The sequence below is a fragment of the Pseudomonas sp. SBT1-2 genome (genome assembly GCF_028640875.1).
GTDB classification, from domain to species: Bacteria; Pseudomonadota; Gammaproteobacteria; order Pseudomonadales; family Pseudomonadaceae; genus Aquipseudomonas; species Aquipseudomonas chlororaphis_I.
In genome coordinates this window covers 72,127-91,144 of record NZ_JAQZAA010000116.1, presented here as the reverse complement: position 1 = coordinate 91,144, position 19,018 = coordinate 72,127, and the positions used below count along the sequence as shown (strand labels likewise).

The window sequence follows — 19,018 nt, the reverse complement described above, 5'->3', positions numbered from 1 at the left end:
ATCATCCCATTACATGGTCGTGCCGTAGCACCTGCGATACGCTGCCGCCGGTTCAGTCGACACGTCCAATCATTAGAGGAGCGCACGATATGCTGTATGTAAGGCTCAGCCTGCTGATGGGATCATTACTGGCAGCAACCACGGCTACAGCCGCGGACTGGCTGCTCGATCCGCCTCGGGAAGACGGGGAAGCGGCGGCCTTCACAACGGACGCTCAAGGCAACAAGTTCGGAGTTGCCTGTTACAAGTTCAGTGGAGAGTGCTTTTGGGAGCTCCGACCGAAGTTGGAGTGCCCGACTACGGATGAGCTCAAGCTAGCGATTGAGTCCGGCGGCCAGTGGCTTCCTAGCGAAGGCGCGTGCCTTGCCGCGGATGAGGACGGCCCGTCGTTCATGTTGCTCACCGACTTTGAGCAGATTGCGGCCATCGTCCAGAAGGACCGCACCATCTCTATCAGGTCTGAGCTGCAGCCCCAGATCAACTCAGGACCGTTCGATGTCGCAGGGGCGATGCAGGCGCTGGAGAAGGTTAGCGCGATAAATGAAGGTAGCCCGAGCCCTCCAATTGCTGCCAAGTACGGCATCGGCATTGAGTCTGATCCTGGTCCGGCAGCCCCTCGTCCCGGTACGCCCTGACGCAGTAAGCGCCCTGGACTCATCACGGAGAGATCACTTGGGGCTGGTAACGAAGCCTCCGATGCCTGGCGCAAGCCATAGGAAGGCTGATCGAGCACCGGCTCGATATCAAAGGCCAGCGCGCTGGGCCAACCTTCCTTCCAGGGGGAGTCGGGATGATTGACAAAGTTGTCATAATTGACAAATGCGACATGCGAGACTAAAGTAATCCTTGCCTCAGTCTTTCCCATGGGAGATGGCCATGTCCACGACACTTGAATTCATTGCCGACCACCTGCCTCGGATCACGGTTGAGGATGTGGTTCGCCGCTTCTCAGCGACCGTAGAAATCCGCGACGCCCAGGCCTTTGCCACCGAGTTGCAGGCGTTCGTCCATGAGCGTGTGGAGGCCGTGGAGTTGCCCCGGGCCTTGGAAGTGGAATCAATCGAACTCAGTCTGGCGCGCAAGGCGGCTGCACTGCGTAGCGAGTCCTCCTGGGCGCCTGGCGAGACCGAGATCCAGCGTGGTCGCGCGTTGCGGCTGGAAGCCTTCAATCAGGCGGACAATCTACCGCTTCCGGAATTTGCCCGGCTTGCAAGCAAGTCGCGCCAGCAGGTCTACAAGGACATTGATAACCGCCGACTGTTGGCGCTGAACGTGGGGCCTCGCGGCCAGAAGTTGCCCGATTGGCAGCTAGACCCGGTGAAGCGGCAGTTGACGCAGGCTGTGCTGCAGCAGAGCAAGGGAGTCGACAACTGGACGCTGTATCGTGCGCTGTCCGAACCCCTCGAGGGTCTGGGGGGGCGCACACCGGTTGCAGCCGTCACGGCCACTTCAATCGACGATGTGGCCAAGGCCGTGCTCAATGTGCTGAGCGTGCAGTAAGGTGCGGCAAAAATGAGCATCAAGCTGCCGTTGTGCGTCCTGCCCGCGGGTGAGCTGCTCCAGCATGTGAGCCGTGTCGTCTATCGGGACAAGCCGTTGTACTACGGCCGCGGTGGCACCAACCGATACGACTCGCCAAATGCGGATTACGGGGTGCTCTACCTTGGCCCAAACCTTCCTACGGCATTGATGGAGTCAGTGTTCCACAAGCACCAATGGCTGACGGACACCAAGCGCTCGATCGCATTGGCAGAGGTCAAAAGCCGATTGGTGCGTGCGGTAGGTGTGCTGGACGCTCTGCACCTGGCGGACCTCACGGCCGACGGGGTGATGGCGGGATATTTTGGCTTGAACTTGGAACAACTGGCCAGCCGCGACTACACGTACACGCAGCAGGTGTCAGGCCAGGTGCATGGGCTACCGGGAGGTGGCGCGCCACCGCAATTTGATGGTGTGCGCTATCCATCACGCAACAACTATCCCGCCGCGAGCATTGCGCTCTTCGAGCGCGCTGCCTCGAAGATCAAGGTCATCGATGACATCGACCTGGCAGACCATGCTGGATGGCCGGATTTCGTTGCCAAGTACGGGATCGGTATTGAGCCTGATCCTGGTCCAGTAACCCCTGATCCTGGTACGCCCTGACGTAGCCAGACGCCTTGGGGCGGTTTGCCAGCAGCGGCGATGCTCGCACCTTTGATGCTCAGCGGCCGCTTCGCGCCCCATTTGAAGTGCGGGAATGTCACACGGTGCCATGTGCACACAGCAGCGCATGCGCATTCCCGTAGGTTCAGGCTGTGTTAGAAGCTCCACTCCTCGGCCCGGACCACTTTGCAGAATGGCCCGTCAAGAGTTGCATTGTGATGAGCAACAATCTCCTTAGCCGTCATCACTGGCGTATCTGAGCAGGTATGGCCGTCGGCGATGAGTACCGCATCGAAGCCCAGATCACGTGCCACACGGCAGGTGCTGTCGACACAGTATTGAGTCTTCATGCCAGTGACTACCACACCGGTAGCGCCGAAAGAGCGCAGATTGTCAGCCAGGCCGGTCATTTCGAAGGCGCTGGGTCTGCGCTTTTCGAAGACAACCTCTCCTCCCTGAAGCTTCAGTTCCTGCGCAATCAGCGTCAACGGGCTACCTGGTTCGATTGGAGATCCTGCAGGCCCGATGTGGCGTGCGAGAAAAATCGGAGCGCCAGCGCTGCGTGCCTTATCCATCAAGGCATTCACTGTTTCCAACAGTTCTGTGCAGCGCCATGGCTTCTCGGGGCCGTGAACAAGTCCGACTTGGATGTCGAGGATCAACAGGGCGTACATGGGTGCATCTCCTTACGTGTGAGCCAGCGACGCAGAAGCACAAAAAAAGGCCCTGTCCATCGCTGGCGGGCCTTTGAAGTTCGTTCTGCTATTGGCTCACGACACCTCGCACGCTCCGCTTTTAGCGGTCGTGGTGGTGGTAGTCGAGGTGAAGCAATAGTTGGTCATCTATCGACGATAGCAATAACGCAGCGAGCAGACAAGCCAACAGCGGTCGCAGAATGCAAGTGCCGCTGTGACTGCCAAGATGTGCTGTGAGAACAACCTGACTTTCGACAGGTATGTGTAATGAGCTCGAAGACACCGTTGTGTCACGCTCAAGTGTTGCCGGCATCAGAAGTCCAGCGTGCAGAGTAAGTTTGTGGGCGCAGGCTCAGGCTGCCGACCACCTTTTCGACCCGCTCGTCCTCCTGCTGTGTGGAGTAGACGACCGTGTGCACTTCCGAGCGCCCGCCGTCGCTTTGCCGGCTCTCGACTCCACGAAGCCGCAGATCGTGCGCTCCCAATGCATTCAGCAATTCGGCCCGCATCATCGCTTCGTCCGAAGAGGCACAGGTCAGTGAGATGTTGTAGTAGCGCTCTTCTGGCTCGGCTTCGGGGACGTGGCGGTCCACCAGCTTGGCCCCCTGGCGCAATAGCAGGTTGGTGACCAGGATCAAGCCTGTCACCGTGCTGGCTTCGGCCAAGAAGCCGTAGCCCATAAGGACCCCCACTGCTCCGGTGGCCCAGATAGTGGCTGCTGCACTCAAGCCCTGGATGTTGAGCCCATTGCGCATGATCAGACCGGCGCCCAAGAAGCCGATGCCTGTAACGACCTGACTGCCCAGGCGCATATCCGCCCCGGCGTGCAGCAATGTGGGTAGCGACGTGTAGGCCGCAGCCCCAAGGGAGACCAGCGCGTGGGTCACAACCCCCGCATAGTTCTGGCGCCACTGACGTTCGACGCCGACCGCGCCGCCCAGCAGCATGGCCAGTGCCAGGTTGATTGCAATGGAGAATTCACTCATGGTTCGTTATCAGGTCCTCTTACTCTTGTTCAAGTTGCTCATCGGGACGCCAGGAGTAAGGGCTGACGGCCAAGCAGCATTATTGCCCCCCGCTCCGCCCAGGCAGCGTCTGACGCAATTGTTGGTATCAGCGGCACGATAGGGCATGGGACAGCCGAGCTTCGGCATGCGCTGCCTTCGACACGGTACGCAGGGGAATGGGTAGTGTTGGATACGCACGTGATGGCCTACGCCAGAATTGCGCAAACGTTGCTTCGTATGAGCGCCGAGCTAGGTGGCTTGGTGGTGGTGCTGAGCACGCATCACCAAGCCCAGTCCCTGTTCACGCTTGGTGAGTTGAAGGAGCATTCAAGTGTTCTGTTCGAATGAGCGATTCAACCTCCGGAGACAGGTACTCTTCGCCCCGCTGGACGGCCAGAATTGCCGTGGGCAGGTGCTGCGGATCGTCCTTCTTGCTAATGATGCCGCGAACCCCGAGGCGCCGGATCGCGTCAAGCTGTTCTCCATCATTCAGTATGGTGTACACGATGAGCCCAAGGCTGGGCCAGTGTTTGCGTAAGTAAGCGATCAGCATCATCCCGTCGCCAAACCGTCCTTTCGGCATGTAGTAGTCCGTGACCAGGACGTCACAAGCATGGGAGCGCAGTGCTGGTATCAGATCGGTGGAATCATTCACCGCGCACATCAAGTGCACGTCTGGAGCATCGTCCAAGACATGTGCCAGGCCGAAGCGAATCACCGGATGATCATCGGCAATGATCACCCGCACAGGCGTAGTTTTCATATCGTGTTCCCATCGCGGTCCCTGGCGCAGCAGCGCGACAAGGGGCAGCCCGGAACAACGGGCGAGTCGCACGAATCTAGAGATCACACGAGTTCAAAAGTGTGTATTAAGGCCTGCGCCACCTGCATGCGGTCCGCTCAATGCGCCTTTGAGGCCGCTTTAATCACTGACAGGTTGGCGACTTTGCAGCCATTGATAGTTCATCATCGATGGGGCTATTGATCCATAAGACCTATCAGAATGCGGACCAGATGAGTCCCGAAGCAGGGCGGCCTTATTCAGATACATCTTAGGAAGCTGGATGAGCACTGAGATGGGAGCTCGCCGCTGCACAGAACGAAAGCGGCTTATCTCCTTGGAGCTACTGCCGTGTGGGACGCGCAAAAAGGGCTTAAAAGGTCTAAAGGGACCAAGGGAAGAGAGACAAGGGGAAAGGCCCTACCTGAAATGGGTAGAGCCGCACCGCGTCGGCCCCGGTGCTGCGCAGGGCGGGTGAGCTAACTCAATTCTTCGGGCGATTCTGCCGGGGTGGAGGACTTCACCACTGATGCCCCTGCATCGTTCGAGCGCGGCTGCGACCGGCTTGCCTGATTGCGCCCTGTGCGCCGCGGTGGCCGGGCATCGGCCCGCTGCGCCTGCGCCGAAGTGACCGTGCCCGCCGGTTCGCCGCTCAGATCTACGCGCACTGCGCTCTCCACCAGGCTTGACCAGTAGCGGGCTCCGCGGCACCAGGTCGCGATGGCCTGTTTCAATTGCTCGGACGTAACGCCCAGGCGCTCCAGATGCAGGAGCGCATCCTGATAGATACCCACCTTGAGCGGAACCTTCGGGGCCGGGCTTCTCGGGAAGGCAAGGGGGAAGAACTTTTGCAAGCGCCAGATCGCTTCCATGGCGGGATCAGCAGGTACCCGCTTCTTCGATTTCGGTTCCGAGGCCTTCGGGTTGGAGTGCCGGACTGGTTTCAGCTCTGCAGGTTTGGCAGCTTCAGCTTGCTCCCGTAGGCGGTCACGCAATTCGGCCAGTTGTTCAAATCCCATCGCTTATGTCGCCAACTCAGAAAATATTCAGATCGAGGTTAACCGATCCTCATCGCCGCGGCACCCGGAATGATGCCAGATTGCGTCAGAACGAGGGTGCGCGTCGAATCGCATTGTCAGCGAGAGTCCACTCTGGATTGCGCTATATCGGGAGATACGAAAAAAGGAAAAGGTCCCCTCGGGCCGCAGCTACTGGTGCAAGCATGTTCAGCCTGTTCAAGAAGAGGCCCGCCCCGCTCGCCTCTACGACGCCTCCTCCCACTCCCAACGGCTTCACTCGGCCGGAGCCAGCGCAGGCGTTGCTGGGCACACAGCGCCGACAGATGCTGCTGGAGCACATCTGGCAGCGCACCTCGCTGTCCCGCTCGCAATTCGCCTTGCTGTACGGGCAGCCGCTTGAACGCTATGCGGTGCTGGTGCAGCACTTGCCCGCCTCCGAAAGCCACCACCATGCATACCCCGGCGGAATGCTCGACCACGGTCTGGAGATCGTCGCGTATGCGCTGAAGCTGCGCCAGTCGCGGTTGCTGCCGGTTGGCACCACACCGGAGGATCAGGCCGCACAAGCTGAAGTCTGGACAGCCGCCACCGCCTACGCCGCACTGCTGCACGATCTGGGAAAGATCGCGGTCGACGTGCAGGTCGAGCTCGCCGATGGCAGCACCTGGCGACCCTGGCATGGCCCGCTGACGCAACCCTATCGCTTTCGCTACCGCGAGGGGCGCGTCTATCGGGTGCACGGCGCGGCGACAGCCCTGCTGTACACCCAGGTGCTGGACGGCAAGATCCTCGACTGGCTCAGCGAGCATCAGGAGGCCTGGTTCTCGTTGCTGTACGTGCTGGCAGGCCAGTACGAGCATGCCGGCGTACTCGGCGAACTGGTGGTCCAGGCTGACCAGGCCTCGGTGGCCCAGGCCCTGGGCGGCGACCCGAGCAAGGCACTCGCTGCGCCGAAGCACGCGCTGCAGCGCAAGCTGCTTGAGGGACTGCGCTATCTGCTGAAGGAGGAGTTCAAGTTGAACCAGCCCCAGGCTTCGGATGGCTGGTTGACGCATGACGCGCTATGGCTGGTGAGCAAGACCGTGTCGGACAAGCTGCGCGCGCATCTGCTGTCCCAAGGTATTGAAGGCATTCCCAGCAGCAACACCGCGTTGTTCACCATCCTGCAGGATCACGGAATGGCCCAGGCCACAGTGGAGGACAAGGCGATCTGGAAGGCAACGGTGACCGCAGACAACGGCTGGTCGCACACCTTTACCTTTCTCAAGCTCGCACCGGCATTGATCTGGGATGACGCTGCCCAGCGTCCGGCGCCATTTACCGGAACTGTCGTTGTGGAGGCCACGGGCCCGGAGGAGGAGCAGGAGGGCTCAGGCCCGGCCGCCGCGCCGCCGCCCCTGCAGTCAGAGGGTGTGCCGCTCCCTGCAGCTGGAGACGCCATCGCCGATTTGCTCAACATGTTCGAGGTGGAAGCCGCGCCGGCCGGACCGAATACGTCTGTCCCAGGATCGGCAATGTCCGAAACGACGATCTCAGTGGCCGGCCCAGATTTCAACGAGAAACCGGAATCGGAGCCAATTCCGCAGTTGAAGGTCCTCGCATCGGCGCCATCGGTACCGCTGGCGTCAGCAACCGCACCTCTACCCCGCTCCACTGCAGCGGGCGAAACGCCCTCGGGCAAGCATTTCCTGGCCTGGCTGATCCACGCAGTGCAAAGCCACAAGCTGGTGATCAACGACGCAAAGGCGCTGGTGCATACGGTCGCCGATACGGTGTACCTGGTCAGCCCTGGCATTTTCCAGCGCTATGCCCAGGAGCACCTGCGCGTGGCGGCGCTTGCGAAGGAAGCACAACTCAACGACTGGCAGTGGGTACAGAAGCAATTTGAGAAGCTGCAAATCCACCGCAAACACCCAGATGGGCTCAACATATGGACCTGCAACGTGACCGGTCCGCGCAAGTCGCGCAGGCTGCACGGGTATCTGCTGATCGATCCATCAAGCCTATTCGCGGAGCAACCCCTCAACAATCCCTACTTGAATCTGGCCGCCATAGAGCCCGATGCCGACTCGCAACGATTGTCTTGAGTGCCTCGACAGGGCAGCACCACGTGTGCGAGCCACTACTTGATGCCGACAATCTTAAGCGTCATGACTACGATCATCCCTGGCGGTACCCCATCCGATTCCTCAATGAGGTTGGCTGGGACAAGGAATTTAGCGGTGCCACCCAACCCCATCTGGGTAACCACAGTCTGGAACGCTGGTGGAAGATCCGACACCTTGTTGCCGTTTGCCGCTGCGGGCGAAATCACTTCCCCAGTCCCCAGCTTTTCCTCGACCTCGAGCAGGATGTCGCTCTGAGCTGTGGCGAGCGGCGTCTTTCCCTTGTCCACGACTCTATATATGGTGCCGTCCGGCATCTTGACCGCGCCTTTTTCCTTTAAGGCCTCGGCCAGCAGTGTTTTGCTTATCTTCTCGTTCTTCGAGAGCATTGCGGCGTTCAACTGCTTCTCAACACCGGCAAGCTCGGCTGCGAGCTTATCCTGGGGCACCTGCATTGCGTTGGTCAGCTTGTCGTTGAATCCCTGGGCGAAAGCTGGCACATCAAGCATTTTGTCGATGGAGCGGAGTTTCCGACTTTCGTGAGGTGCGCTGTCGCCATACCAAGCACCAAGGGCGTAGCTGATCAGCACATCCTTGGATGCCTTGGCGTCGATGGTGATGCGCTTGGCGCTTGACGCATCACTTTTTTCACGAGCTGCTGGCGGCAGATTCTGCTTCTCCATCAATTGCTGGTTGGCTACCTGGAGATCGGCCAACGCCTTGCTCTGTCCTTGCCCTTGCTGAGCCAAGTGCTTGTTCTGTGCCTGCAGTTCGGCAATCTGTTGACGCAAGCCCGCGCTTTCTTCGTCTGAAGCGCCAGCGTCCTTGGCAGTTGGCCCACTACTGGAAGATTGCTGTTTCGCGTTCAACAGCGCGAGTTCCGCCTCGACCTCCTGCTTCTTTGCCAGCGCTTCATTCAGTTCCCGCTTCAACTGGTCGAGTTGTTTAGCTGAAGGCGATACGGGAGGCGGAGCGAGGGCTGGGGTCGAAGGGCCGGGTGAGCCATCACCTATGATGGACTCCTCCGCCAGCCTGTCCAAAAGGCTGGTTTCGGCCAAAGACGCATTCGCGCCAGATAGTAATAGCGCACCGCACAGTACAGCGCCGAGGGGCTTGCTCATAGCCGGTCCTGCAATGTTTGTGCGCGCTGCATCATGTTGATGTAAATGGCATTGTTGATTCGAAAGCAAACCAGCGAAAGCAGCCTGTCGATTTCGGTCTGCATGACCTCTGCCGCCTTGCCGTCAATTGCAGAAGCATTCGCTTTGTAGAGATTGTTGTTTTCGTTGATCGCATTCAACTGCGCCTTATAGGTTTCATAGGCGCCTGGATTCAAGCTCTTGAGCGCTGCAAATTCCTGATAGCACTGTTGGTTTTTATCCGCGGTATCGGCATCTTCGGTGGCGAGGGCGGCGGGACGGGTACTGCAGCCTGAAAGGGCCATCGCAGCGGCTAGAATCGCAGCGCCCACAGGAAGAAATTTCATAGGTTCGTAATCCACAGGATGAATACAAAAAACGCCCGCCGGATGTGGATGGCAAATCGCAGCACTGCACATCTGCCATGTTGACCGCATCGAGTTTGAGGAAGGGCGCCTCTAATTGATCAGTAGGATTGGATTACAGTAGGCAACGGCCTGGATATTCGGAAACATCCTGCTTTTGCGCGGAATGATCCTGATCCGATATGGGAGAGCCTTACTAATTGCGGCAAGGAATCCCTCTGGCGGATCTGGCCTCGGGCAAGCACTTCCTCGCCTAGCCGCACCATGAAGGGCAGAGTTGCATGCTGGCTATCAGCGACGCAAAGGCGCTGCAACACCCCACATCAGGAGTTCACCGGTACGCAAGCGTAGGCACTCCCGCTTGAGCATTGGGGATCGCCGATACCCATAGAGATACTTCCGCACCGGAATCCAGATCATTCCGGCGAATTCTCAAATTCATCCTACAGCCAGTAGCTGTACGGCCAACGCCATGCCTGTAAAAATTCTGGTTGACGACGTGCCGGGGCTGTCCCGCGCGTAATGCCTGACCTTGCCCCTGCCTCGGCACCAGCCCCACCGCATCCAAGTCACTCGCGTGGGACTGGGCCAAGCTGGAGAACCTCATCGGTTAGAGCTCAACCAACGAATCGCTCGTTACGGATATGTGCAATTGCGCATGTAGTCTCGAATGCGCAATAGGAACATACCGACGATGACCGGGACCCCATTGTTCCGCCAGGAAGCCCTCGATGCCCAGCACGCCACAGACCTGGGCCAGATCGTGCTGATCCGCCCGGTCTCCTTCACCTTCCTCACCTTACTGGCCACGGCGATGGCGCTGCTGGTGGTGAGTTTCTTCCTGTTCGGCAGCTACACCAAGCGCAGCACCGTCAGCGGCCAGCTGGTTCCAGCCAGCGGCCAGGTCAAGGTGCACGCGCCGCAGGCAGGTATTGTGCTGCAGAAATTTGTCGAGGAAGGCCAGACGGTGACGCTCGGCGAACGCCTCATGATCCTCTCCAGCGAGCGCTACGGTGGCGACACGGGACCGGTGCAGGCCGGCATCAGCCGCCAGTTGGAGCAGCGCAGCGATTCCCTGCGCGACGAGTTGGAGAAGCTCCGTCAACTGCAAGACGACGAGCGCGACAGCCTGACCAGCAAGGTCGCCAGCCTGCAGCGCGAGTTGGCCACCCTCGCCGCGCAAACCGATAGCCAGCAGCGCCTGCTGGCCCTGGCCAGCGACGCCGCCACTCGCTACCAGGGGTTGATGGACAAGGGTTACATCTCGATGGACCAGCTCCAACAGCGCCAGGCCGAACTTCTTGGCCAGCGCCAGACCCTGCAAGGCCTGGAGCGCGAGCGCACGTCCCTGCAGCAACAGTTGATCGAACGCCGCAACGAACTCGCCGGCCTTTCCGCGCGGCAGGCCAACCAGCTTGCACAGACTCGTCGCCAGCTCAGCGCGGTGGAGCAGGACTTGGCGGAAAGCGAGGCCAAGCGCACGCTGCTGGTCACCGCGCCAGAAAGCGGCATCGCCACCGCCGTGCTCGCCGAGGCCGGGCAGACCGTCGACAGCTCGCGTCCGCTGCTGAGCATCGTCCCCGCCGACACCCCGCTGCAGGCCGAGCTCTACGCGCCAAGCAAATCCATCGGGTTCATCCGTCCGGGCGATGCGGTGCTGATCCGCTACCAGGCCTACCCGTACCAGAAGTTCGGCCAGTACCACGGCAAGGTGCAGTCGATCTCCCGCACCAGCGTCTCCTACGCCGAGCTGTCGAGCATGGTCGGCGGGGTGCCGGGGCTGGGCCAGGATGGCGAGCAACTGTACCGCCTGCGGGTGGCGCTGGACGACCAGGCGGTGACCGCCTACGGCCAGCCGCGAGCACTTCAGAGCGGCATGCTGCTCGAGGCCGACATCCTCCAGGACACCCGGCGCCTCTACGAGTGGGTGCTGGAGCCGCTCTACAGCCTGACCGGCAAATTCTAGGAACGACCCATGGCCTTTCTCGATGCTCTCGCCCTGCGCCTGGGACGCCGCCTACCGCTGGTGCTACAGACTGAAGCCACCGAATGCGGCCTGGCCTGCCTGGCGATGATCGCCGGCTACCACGGCTATCACACCGGCCTAATGGAGCTGCGCCGGCGTTTCTCCATCTCACTCAAGGGCAGCTCTCTCAAGCAGTTGATCCAGACCGCCCACCGCCTCGGCCTGGGCAGCCGCGCGGTGAAGCTCGATCTCGCCGACCTGGGCAAGCTCAAGCTGCCCTGCGTGTTGCACTGGAACTTCAATCACTTCGTCGTGCTGAAGGCGGTCGACGGCCGCGGTGTCGTGCTCCACGACCCCGCCCACGGCTTGCGCCGGCTGGGCCTGGATGAGGTGTCACGGAGTTTCACCGGGGTGGCCCTGGAGCTGTGGCCGGAGAACGGCTTCGAGAAGCAGGAGGCGCCACCGCGGATCAGGCTGCTGGGCATGCTTGGCAAGGTCACCGGGCTGTACCGCTCGCTGGCCCAGGTTCTGCTGCTGGCCGGCGCACTGGAGGTGTTCTCGCTGATTGGCCCGTTCTTCCTGCAATGGACCATCGACAACGTCATCGTTAGCGAGGACCGCGACCTGCTCAGCACCCTAGCCATCGGCTTCGGCCTGCTGCTGGTGATGCAGCAGGCGGTCAGCGGGGTGCGCGCCTGGGTAATGATGCACATGAGCACACTGCTCGGCGTGCAGTGGCACGCCAACGTCTTCAGCCACCTACTGCGCCTGCCCACCCAGTACTTCGAGAAACGTCACCTGGGCGATGTTGTATCGCGCTTCGGCGCAGTGAACAGCATCCTGCAGACGCTCACTGCGGCCTTCCTTTCGGCCGTGCTAGACGGCCTGATGACGATCGCGACCCTTGCCATGATGCTGCTCTACAGCCCTCCACTGGCGGCCATCGCTGTCGCCGCCATGAGCCTCTACGCCCTCGGCCGCTGGATCTGGTACCGACCGCTACGTAACGCCACTGAAGAGCAGATCGTCCACGCCGCGCGCCAGCAAAGCCACTTCCTCGAGACGGTGCGCGGCATCCGTCCGCTGAAGCTGTTCCAGCGCCAGGATGAGCGCCGCTCGGTATGGCTCGGGCTCCTCGTGGAACAGATCAACGCCGACCTGCGCACACAGAAGCTGCAGCTGTTCTACCAGCAGCTCAACGGCCTGCTGTTCGGCGTGGAAAACCTGCTGGTGATCTGGCTCGGCGCGATCATGGTGATGGACGGTCAGCTCAGCGTCGGCATCCTGATGGCGTTCAACGCCTATAAGTCGCAGTTTGACAGCTGCGTCGGCAGCCTGATCGACAAGTTCTTCGAACTGCGCATGCTGCAGTTGCAGGGCGAGCGTCTGGCCGACATCGTGCTCCACGCCACAGAGGTGAGCAACGGCAAGCTGCTTGCGGAGAACCTTCGCGAGCGCGAGGCGAGCATCGAGATCCAGGGCCTGCGCTACCGCTACTCAGAGCAGGAACCCTGGGTTCTCGACGGAATCGACCTGCGTATCGGCGCCGGCGAGTCGGTGGCCATCGTCGGCCCCTCGGGCTGCGGCAAGAGCACCCTGTTCAACGTCCTGCTCGGCATCCTGCCACCGACAGAGGGACAGATCCGGGTGGCCGGCCTGGAACTCCCGCAGTTGGGTCTGGACGGATTGCGTGAACTGGTCGGCACGGTGCTGCAGGACGACGTCCTGTTCGCCGGTTCGCTCAGCGAGAACATCAGCTTCTTCGATCCGCAGCCGGACATGCCGTGGCTGCTCCAATGCGCGCAGATGGCCGATATCCACGAGGACATCCAGGATATGCCGATGGGCTACAACACCCTGGTCGGCGATATGGGCACGGTGCTCTCCGGCGGCCAGAAGCAGCGGGTGATGCTGGCCCGGGCGCTGTACAAGAAGCCACGGATCCTGTTCCTCGACGAAGCCACCAGCCATCTCGACGTGCACTGCGAGCAGCGGGTCAATGCTGCCATCCGCGCACTGCGCATCACTCGCATCATGATCGCCCACCGTCCGGAGACCATCGCCTCGGCGGATCGCGTGGTCGTTCTGGGTCAGGGAAGGGTGGCGCGCGACGAATGCACAGAGCGCTGGACGACTGGAGTGCAAGCCTGATGTCCCGCCTGCCTCCCGTGCTACTGCTCACCCTGATCTGTGTCGCGCCGCACGCATGGGCGTATGAGCCCGACGTCTTCAGTACCGGCCGTCTGGTCGCCGATCGTGCCGTGCGGCCAGCGGCCGGGAACAACCTGCATTGTCGAGGGGGCTCGCTACCGGCAGAGCTGGGATTGGAGGAAGCCATCGAGCGCATCCTCTGCCACGACCCCCAGACCCGCCTCGCCTGGGCCAACGCCAAGGCACAAGCGGCTGAGGTAGGAATTAGGCAGGCGGCCTACCTGCCACGCCTGGATGGGCGCCTCGATGCCAGCCGAGACTACAGCGCCACGAACTACCAGGACGCGAGCGATATGTCGGGCGACGGCACGCGCCGGCGGCGCAGTGCCAGCCTTGAGCTAAGTTGGGTGCTCTACGACTTCGGCCGTCGCAACGCCGCTCTGCGCGGCGCCCAGCAATTGCTGCTGGCGGCCAACGCCAGCCAGGACGCGACCCTGCAGAACACCTTTGCCCTCGCCGCCCAGGCTTACTTCGATGGTCTCGCCGCCCAGCGCCGCCTGACCGCCTCGCGGCAGGTGGTGGACCTGGCCACGCAGAACCTCGAAGCCGCCGACGCCAAATACAAGGCCGGAGCCGCGGCACTGGCCGATCGCCTTCAGGCGCAGACCGCGCTATCCCAGGCGAGCCTGACCCAGATCCGCGACGAAGGAGCCCTGACCAATGCCCTGGGTGTCATCGCCCTGAGGATGGGGCTGCCGCCGGATACTCCGCTACATCTCTACAGCGAACTGGACGTGCTGCCCGACACAGGTTTCGTCAAGGCCATCGACGAGATGCTCGCCATCGCGCGACGTGACCATCCGGCAATGCTAGGCGCCAAGGCACGGCTGCAGGCAGCCGATGCGTCTCTGGAGGAGGCTCGTGCCAGCGGTCGGCCGAGCCTTGCGCTCATCGCCAACATGGCGCGTAGCCGTGCAGACCAGTCACAGGCGTTTGGTGGCAACACCCGCGATCAAGGTCGCAGTATTGGACTGGAGCTGCGCATCCCACTCTTCGAGGGATTCGCACACAACTACTTGATTCGGGATGCGGTGGCACGGCGCGAGGCCAGCGAAGCAGAGTTGGCAGATACCGAGCAGCGGGTTTCGCTCGAAGTATGGAATAACTATCAGGCCCTCAGCGTAGAGACAAGAAGCCTGGCCCGCACCCGCGAACTGGTCGAGCAGTCGAGGCAGAGCCTGGAAGTAGTCCAAGGGCGCTACCGATCAGGGGTGGGCAGCATGGTCGAGATGCTGAACGCATTGACCGTGTACGCCAGCGCCGAGGACCAGCACATCATGGCGCTCAGCAGTTGGCAGACCTCACGTCTTCGCCTGGCAGCCAGTCTCGGGCGGCTGGAGTTCTGGGCGTTACGATAGGCGAATTTCTCCTTCCGACGCCCCAGGAATGTACTGCCGATACAGAAGCCAAAAGGCCGGTACTTATAGAAGTACCGGCCGGCGATTTGCGGAAAGCCGTCAGATCTTTAGAACGGCCAGTTCGGGGTCTTCTTGATCGGCCAATTGGGGTTGCCGTCTTTCGAGATGCCATTGATTACAATACCGACCCCGTCGCCTCCCTTCTTACCACCGCTACCTGGCAGGCCGATATTAATGCCTTCTAGACCGCTATTGCCGTTGATTCCACCTTTGATGATGAGCCCAGCGCCGCTCACGGCTGAGATTTCGGAATCATTAAGAGTACGCATGGTTCTACCTTCGATAGTCATATGAATTTCAAATCGACACTTCGAGGTCACCGGCTCCAGTGGTCAAATCGAGTACTAGTGACCTCAAGTACTCACAAGTGTGGCAGAGAAGCAATTGCACCCAACATAGGAGGCATCTGAACATCGGGGCGGAACCCTCCTGTCTTGTTGCGAGCTGCCTGGGAGCAACCTCATGTGTGCGGATATGCGGACAAGTTCACGATACGCCGCTACTTAGATCCCCTCCTCAGGAGCCCACTGCCAGTGAGGAGTCGCCACGAGAGCATCAAAGGAGCGCTGCTCCGAATGCTCACGTTCGGTGGTCGTCCCCGAGGGTCGACGCTTCCCCAGCACTGGAACACTCGCACGTGCCACCATCCGCAACACAGACCGGTGTGAGCGATGCCGTGGATGCACCCGGAGCAGAGGCTTCATCGACCGTCTAAGCTCCAACTGACACACTCAATCAATGCAAAATTATGGATAGCGTGCGTCCAGAGCATTCGACAATCCTCGATTGATTCTCGTCGAAGAGCGCATAGAATGCGCGATATCGACCATCTTCATGCTCATCAGAGACGAAAATGGTCACGCCAACTCATCCTATCTCTGGCATTAGATATGCGCCTCAAGAGACTACTCAGCTTCATCGTTAGACCGATTGCTCCCCTCGTCTTCACGCTGTTCTTGTTCATCAACCCAATGGCTCCATCCCAAGCTCAGGACATCACACTGTCTGGCCGGATGGCGGTGGGTGAGCGCCCTTGGCTGGGCGAACCAGAGCGGAAGTTGCTGGCAGAGCGAAAGCCGATCAGGATGGGGGTTCCGACCCTGGATTTCCCCCCGCTGTCCATTTTGTATGCGAACCGCTACCAGGGTATCAGTGCGGACTATCTGACCCTCATCTTCGAAACTCCGCCTGAAATACACACGTTCGCATCTCGATCGGAGGCGGTGGCCGCCTTGCGATCTGGAGCAATAGATGTGCTGGGTGAGGGAAGTGAGCTAGAGGGCCGGGAGAATGGCTTCATCCTGAGCGAGTCCTATCTTCCGGACAGACCTGTTCTGGTGACGTCCGACACCCACCCAATCGAGATCCAGCGGCGAGGCAATGTGCTGGGCATGAGCGACGGATATCTAAGCGAATCCGATGTGCTCGAGGCCTACCCCTTTAGCAAGGTGCAGTTTTTCAGCAGCCCACAACGAGCACTGGAGGCGCTGACAGTCGGCGAGGTTGACGCGGTGATTAATGACGCCGTGACGTCGCACTACCTGATACAGACCAACTATTTGTTGAGTCTCCATATCGAGAACTTTACGCCTATCGAGAGCCATGGATTTCGCTTTCTGTTGCGGCCCGGTGACAAATCGCTGAGAGATATCATCAATCGTGCTCTTCCAACGGTCACTGGGCGCTACGGAGAGGACATCCTTCGCAGCTGGAGCGCGGGACGTCATTTGAGGATTGAAGACGAGCGTGTAAAGCTGACGCCCGCTGAGCAGCGCTGGCTAGCAGCCAACCCGGAAGTGCCTGTAGCGGTCAACTACTCTCTTGGCGCGTTGGGAGAACTGGGCGCGGATCGCAGCGTGACCGGAATCGGTCGCGACTACCTTGAACTGATCAGTCAACGTAGCGGACTGAAGTTCTCGTATCTGGGAGCGGGAAGTGCCGGGGACTCGAAAAAACTGATTGCCCAGGGAAAGGCACTTTTGACCCCGGTCATGTCTCAGGCTAATCCGTTCGAGACACAGCTGGATATATTGCCGCCGTATCTACGCAGCACATCCGTCGTGATGACAGCAAACCGCAGCGGCAACGTTGCCGGCAGGCGCTACACCAAGCTATCCGACCTAAAAGGGATGACGGTCGCCACAGGTGAGGGCGACTTCTTGATTGATACGATACACCGCGACTATCCGGAGATTCTGTTAAAGGTATACCCAACGTTCCTGGATGCCATGCGATCGGTTGATTCAGGACAGAACGAGGCATTTCTAAGCAGCGACTACACCGGACGATACTTAGCTGCTCAGTACTTCGGCAATCGCATGCATGTCACCGGGATTCTGCAGAATGTCGCCACGCCCATCGGTATCGGCATCGCGAAGGATCAGCCGGAGCTGCGGAGCATTTTGGAGAAGGCTCAGCTGGCCATCTCACCCGAAGAGGTCGCGGAGATCGTACACGCTTGGAGACCACGCTTCGCCAGGGGCGGTAGTGACTTTTGGCGCGACCACCAGGCCAAGGTCCTCCAGATCGGTGGCGCCTTCGTTCTCCTTGTCCTGATTGCGCTTATCTGGTCTTTCTACCTGAGACGTCAAGTTCGTAGAACCCAGGCCGCTGAAGAGCGGGCCGAATCTGCGAATCGCGCCAAGAGCATTTTCCTGTCAACAGTTAGCCATGAGATTCGTACACCACTCAATGCAATTATTGGCCTGCAAGAGCTTGTACTTATGAATGCAAAGCTGGGCAAGCTTGATGTTCAGTCTTTGTCTGTCGCTCAAGAAGCTGCCCAAGGAATGCTCTCGCTACTGGGGAACGTGCTCGACCTTTCTCGCATTGAATCAGGCAAGATCGATTCCTCTCCCCAGCCAGTTCAGATCAGAGATCAGATTGAAAGGAGCATTCAGGTCGTTGCCGGCATGTCTCATCAGAAGGGCCTCTCGCTGACTCAAGACATTGAAGGCGATGTGGAGGAGTGGGTACTGATAGATCCACTTCATTTCAAGCAAGTTCTGTTCAATCTGCTGAGCAACGCGATCAAGTTCACTGAAGCAGGGGGTGTGTCGGTGCGTGCGTTGGCCCAGAGGGTGCAGGAGCAAGTACATCTGCAGCTGGAGGTCATTGATACAGGAATCGGCATTTCTGCCGATGACAGGGAAAAATTGTTCCAGCCCTTTTCGCGGGTAGGCCAACATGCCTCCGGGCAAATGATGGGAAGCGGGCTTGGCCTGAGTATCAGTCGACGTCTGGTACAAAAAATGGGAGGAACGATTGAGCTCTTTAGCGAGTTAGGCAAAGGGTCTCGCTTTAGAGTGGAACTGGATTTACCTATCTGCCAGCCCCCGACCGCAAAGGTTGAACTCCTACCAGACCTGTCGATCACGTCCGGCGAAGCTCGCGAGCTCTCCATACTTGTAGCGGAGGACAACTCGTTCAATCGTCTGACGATCAGCACCCAACTTGAAATGTTGGGTCATGTGGCAACTATCACTGAAGACGGTCAGCAGGCTTTTGAAAAATGGCTCGGCACTCACTTCGATATTGTTATCACGGACCGGCAGATGCCGCGAATGGGGGGTGTTGAACTAGCCCAGCAAATACGTGATGAGGAGACTCGAAGCAAGCGCCAGAGATGCCGAATCATAGGCTTGACGGCCAGCGCTGAGGAGGGAACCGTGGAGCAATGTCTGGCAGCGGGTATGGACGACATCATATTCAAGCCGACCACACTTGAGGAGCTCAAACGCGCGTTGTCTATTGAGCCATCCCAATATAGTCACGGCGGAACTGCTACGCATTGATACGGACGTACAACGGTGCAGATTGCGCTTGACCGAGTACCTGCTGTACTCGGCCGACGTACCCTGCGAGTCCACCGTAGCGAGATGATCGGCCACACCCCTTCAATTTGAGTCAGTAGGTGAGGATGACCCGTACGGTATCGCTATAGGTACCGGCAGGCACATTGCCCTGGGCCGGGTTGATGATGGCCTGGTACGGCACGTTCTGCGCGGCACCGTTGCCGGTGCCCGCCTGTGTGTTGGCGGTGGTCCAGACCGTCGAGTCGCCGGGTTTATAGAGGTTGTATTGGATCGCGTTGGCGCCGCTGAGCATGTGCCGCCAGCCGCCGTTGAAGTTGTTGCCGTTGTCGAAGCCTATGGTGTAGGTGGCGTT

Annotated in this window: 16 protein-coding genes; 8 read left to right on the top strand and 8 right to left on the bottom strand. The window is 59.9% G+C overall.

All coding sequences use genetic code 11. The annotated features are described in order from the left end of the window. The first annotated feature begins 89 nt into the window (after positions 1-89). The 3 genes from PVZ78_RS30385 to PVZ78_RS30375 all read left to right on the top strand — a co-directional run bounded on the left by PVZ78_RS30385 (position 90) and on the right by PVZ78_RS30375 (position 2,145). Positions 90-635, top strand: coding sequence for a hypothetical protein (locus tag PVZ78_RS30385; RefSeq protein WP_273829745.1), 546 nt, complete (start codon positions 90-92; stop codon positions 633-635). Between the two features lie 241 nt (positions 636-876). Beyond that, positions 877-1,500, top strand: a complete 624-nt coding sequence (locus tag PVZ78_RS30380) for an integrase (RefSeq protein ID WP_273829744.1) — start codon at positions 877-879, stop codon at positions 1,498-1,500. 12 nt (positions 1,501-1,512) lie between these two features. Then, on the top strand, positions 1,513-2,145 hold the full coding sequence (locus PVZ78_RS30375; protein ID WP_273829743.1) for an RES family NAD+ phosphorylase: 633 nt from the start codon (positions 1,513-1,515) through the stop codon (positions 2,143-2,145). Between the two features lie 155 nt (positions 2,146-2,300). Here the strand turns inward: PVZ78_RS30375 and PVZ78_RS30370 are convergent, their stop codons facing one another. The 4 genes from PVZ78_RS30370 to PVZ78_RS30355 all read right to left on the bottom strand — a co-directional run bounded on the left by PVZ78_RS30370 (position 2,301) and on the right by PVZ78_RS30355 (position 5,647). Beyond that, positions 2,301-2,819, bottom strand: a complete 519-nt coding sequence (locus PVZ78_RS30370; protein ID WP_273829742.1) for a cysteine hydrolase family protein — start codon at positions 2,817-2,819, stop codon at positions 2,301-2,303. A 317-nt stretch (positions 2,820-3,136) separates the two neighbouring features. Further along, the gene (locus tag PVZ78_RS30365) at positions 3,137-3,826 is read right to left on the bottom strand and encodes an MgtC/SapB family protein (protein ID WP_273829741.1); all 690 of its coding nucleotides are present in this window, start codon (positions 3,824-3,826) and stop codon (positions 3,137-3,139) included. A gap of 322 nt (positions 3,827-4,148) precedes the next feature. Next, entirely contained in the window at positions 4,149-4,610 is a 462-nt protein-coding gene (locus PVZ78_RS30360) for a response regulator (RefSeq protein WP_273829740.1), read from the bottom strand. A 497-nt stretch (positions 4,611-5,107) separates the two neighbouring features. Then, positions 5,108-5,647, bottom strand: a complete 540-nt coding sequence (locus tag PVZ78_RS30355; protein WP_273829739.1) for a ProQ/FinO family protein — start codon at positions 5,645-5,647, stop codon at positions 5,108-5,110. Between the two features lie 203 nt (positions 5,648-5,850). On the opposite strand from PVZ78_RS30355, the gene mobH reads away from it, so the two are divergent. Further along, a complete protein-coding gene (gene mobH, locus PVZ78_RS30350; protein WP_273829738.1) occupies positions 5,851-7,734 on the top strand; it encodes a MobH family relaxase in 1,884 nt (627 codons plus the stop codon). Positions 7,735-7,769: 35 nt separating this feature from the next. Here the strand turns inward: mobH and PVZ78_RS30345 are convergent, their stop codons facing one another. Continuing rightward, complete coding sequence (locus tag PVZ78_RS30345) at positions 7,770-8,873, bottom strand: FKBP-type peptidyl-prolyl cis-trans isomerase (protein ID WP_273829737.1); 1,104 nt, start codon at positions 8,871-8,873, stop codon at positions 7,770-7,772. After that, positions 8,870-9,238: a hypothetical protein gene (locus tag PVZ78_RS30340; RefSeq protein WP_273829736.1), complete on the bottom strand. Its 369-nt coding sequence runs from the start codon at positions 9,236-9,238 to the stop codon at positions 8,870-8,872. The genes PVZ78_RS30345 and PVZ78_RS30340 overlap by 4 nt, the downstream gene beginning before the upstream one ends. 727 nt (positions 9,239-9,965) lie before the next feature. On the opposite strand from PVZ78_RS30340, the gene PVZ78_RS30335 reads away from it, so the two are divergent. The 3 genes from PVZ78_RS30335 to PVZ78_RS30325 are packed head-to-tail and all read left to right on the top strand — an operon-like array spanning position 9,966 to position 14,791. Continuing rightward, entirely contained in the window at positions 9,966-11,222 is a 1,257-nt protein-coding gene (locus tag PVZ78_RS30335) for an HlyD family secretion protein (protein WP_273829753.1), read from the top strand. Between the two features lie 9 nt (positions 11,223-11,231). After that, positions 11,232-13,373, top strand: a complete 2,142-nt coding sequence (locus PVZ78_RS30330) for a peptidase domain-containing ABC transporter (protein ID WP_273829735.1) — start codon at positions 11,232-11,234, stop codon at positions 13,371-13,373. Next, positions 13,373-14,791 carry a TolC family protein gene (locus PVZ78_RS30325; protein ID WP_273829734.1) on the top strand — a complete coding sequence of 473 codons (1,419 nt, stop codon included), beginning with the start codon at positions 13,373-13,375 and terminating at the stop codon, positions 14,789-14,791. Before PVZ78_RS30330 ends, PVZ78_RS30325 begins: the two co-directional genes overlap by 1 nt. Before the next feature lie 107 nt (positions 14,792-14,898). Here the strand turns inward: PVZ78_RS30325 and PVZ78_RS30320 are convergent, their stop codons facing one another. Then, positions 14,899-15,120 carry a hypothetical protein gene (locus PVZ78_RS30320; RefSeq protein WP_273829733.1) on the bottom strand — a complete coding sequence of 74 codons (222 nt, stop codon included), beginning with the start codon at positions 15,118-15,120 and terminating at the stop codon, positions 14,899-14,901. Between the two features lie 621 nt (positions 15,121-15,741). Here PVZ78_RS30320 and PVZ78_RS30315 point away from each other — a divergent pair. Further along, positions 15,742-18,645 carry an ATP-binding protein gene (locus PVZ78_RS30315; protein WP_443218368.1) on the top strand — a complete coding sequence of 968 codons (2,904 nt, stop codon included), beginning with the start codon at positions 15,742-15,744 and terminating at the stop codon, positions 18,643-18,645. Between the two features lie 112 nt (positions 18,646-18,757). Here PVZ78_RS30315 and PVZ78_RS30310 read toward each other — a convergent pair. Further along, on the bottom strand, positions 18,758-19,018 hold a 261-nt coding region (locus PVZ78_RS30310; RefSeq protein WP_273829731.1), incomplete at its 5' end, for a Csu type fimbrial protein.

Excerpts from the sequence above, each read along its gene's own strand:
- PVZ78_RS30365 (WP_273829741.1), bottom strand. The coding sequence starts at position 3,826 with ATGAGTGAATTCTCCATTGCAATCAACCTGGCACTGGCCATGCTGCTG.
- PVZ78_RS30385 (WP_273829745.1), top strand. The coding sequence starts at position 90 with ATGCTGTATGTAAGGCTCAGCCTGCTGATGGGATCATTACTGGCAGCA.
- PVZ78_RS30330 (WP_273829735.1), top strand. The coding sequence starts at position 11,232 with ATGGCCTTTCTCGATGCTCTCGCCCTGCGCCTGGGACGCCGCCTACCG.
- PVZ78_RS30360 (WP_273829740.1), bottom strand. The coding sequence starts at position 4,610 with ATGAAAACTACGCCTGTGCGGGTGATCATTGCCGATGATCATCCGGTG.
- PVZ78_RS30325 (WP_273829734.1), top strand. The coding sequence starts at position 13,373 with ATGTCCCGCCTGCCTCCCGTGCTACTGCTCACCCTGATCTGTGTCGCG.
- PVZ78_RS30375 (WP_273829743.1), top strand. The coding sequence starts at position 1,513 with ATGAGCATCAAGCTGCCGTTGTGCGTCCTGCCCGCGGGTGAGCTGCTC.
- PVZ78_RS30315 (WP_443218368.1), top strand. The coding sequence starts at position 15,742 with ATGCGCCTCAAGAGACTACTCAGCTTCATCGTTAGACCGATTGCTCCC.
- PVZ78_RS30355 (WP_273829739.1), bottom strand. The coding sequence starts at position 5,647 with ATGGGATTTGAACAACTGGCCGAATTGCGTGACCGCCTACGGGAGCAA.
- PVZ78_RS30320 (WP_273829733.1), bottom strand. The coding sequence starts at position 15,120 with ATGCGTACTCTTAATGATTCCGAAATCTCAGCCGTGAGCGGCGCTGGG.
- PVZ78_RS30340 (WP_273829736.1), bottom strand. The coding sequence starts at position 9,238 with ATGAAATTTCTTCCTGTGGGCGCTGCGATTCTAGCCGCTGCGATGGCC.
- PVZ78_RS30345 (WP_273829737.1), bottom strand. The coding sequence starts at position 8,873 with ATGAGCAAGCCCCTCGGCGCTGTACTGTGCGGTGCGCTATTACTATCT.
- mobH (WP_273829738.1), top strand. The coding sequence starts at position 5,851 with ATGTTCAGCCTGTTCAAGAAGAGGCCCGCCCCGCTCGCCTCTACGACG.
- PVZ78_RS30370 (WP_273829742.1), bottom strand. The coding sequence starts at position 2,819 with ATGTACGCCCTGTTGATCCTCGACATCCAAGTCGGACTTGTTCACGGC.
- PVZ78_RS30380 (WP_273829744.1), top strand. The coding sequence starts at position 877 with ATGTCCACGACACTTGAATTCATTGCCGACCACCTGCCTCGGATCACG.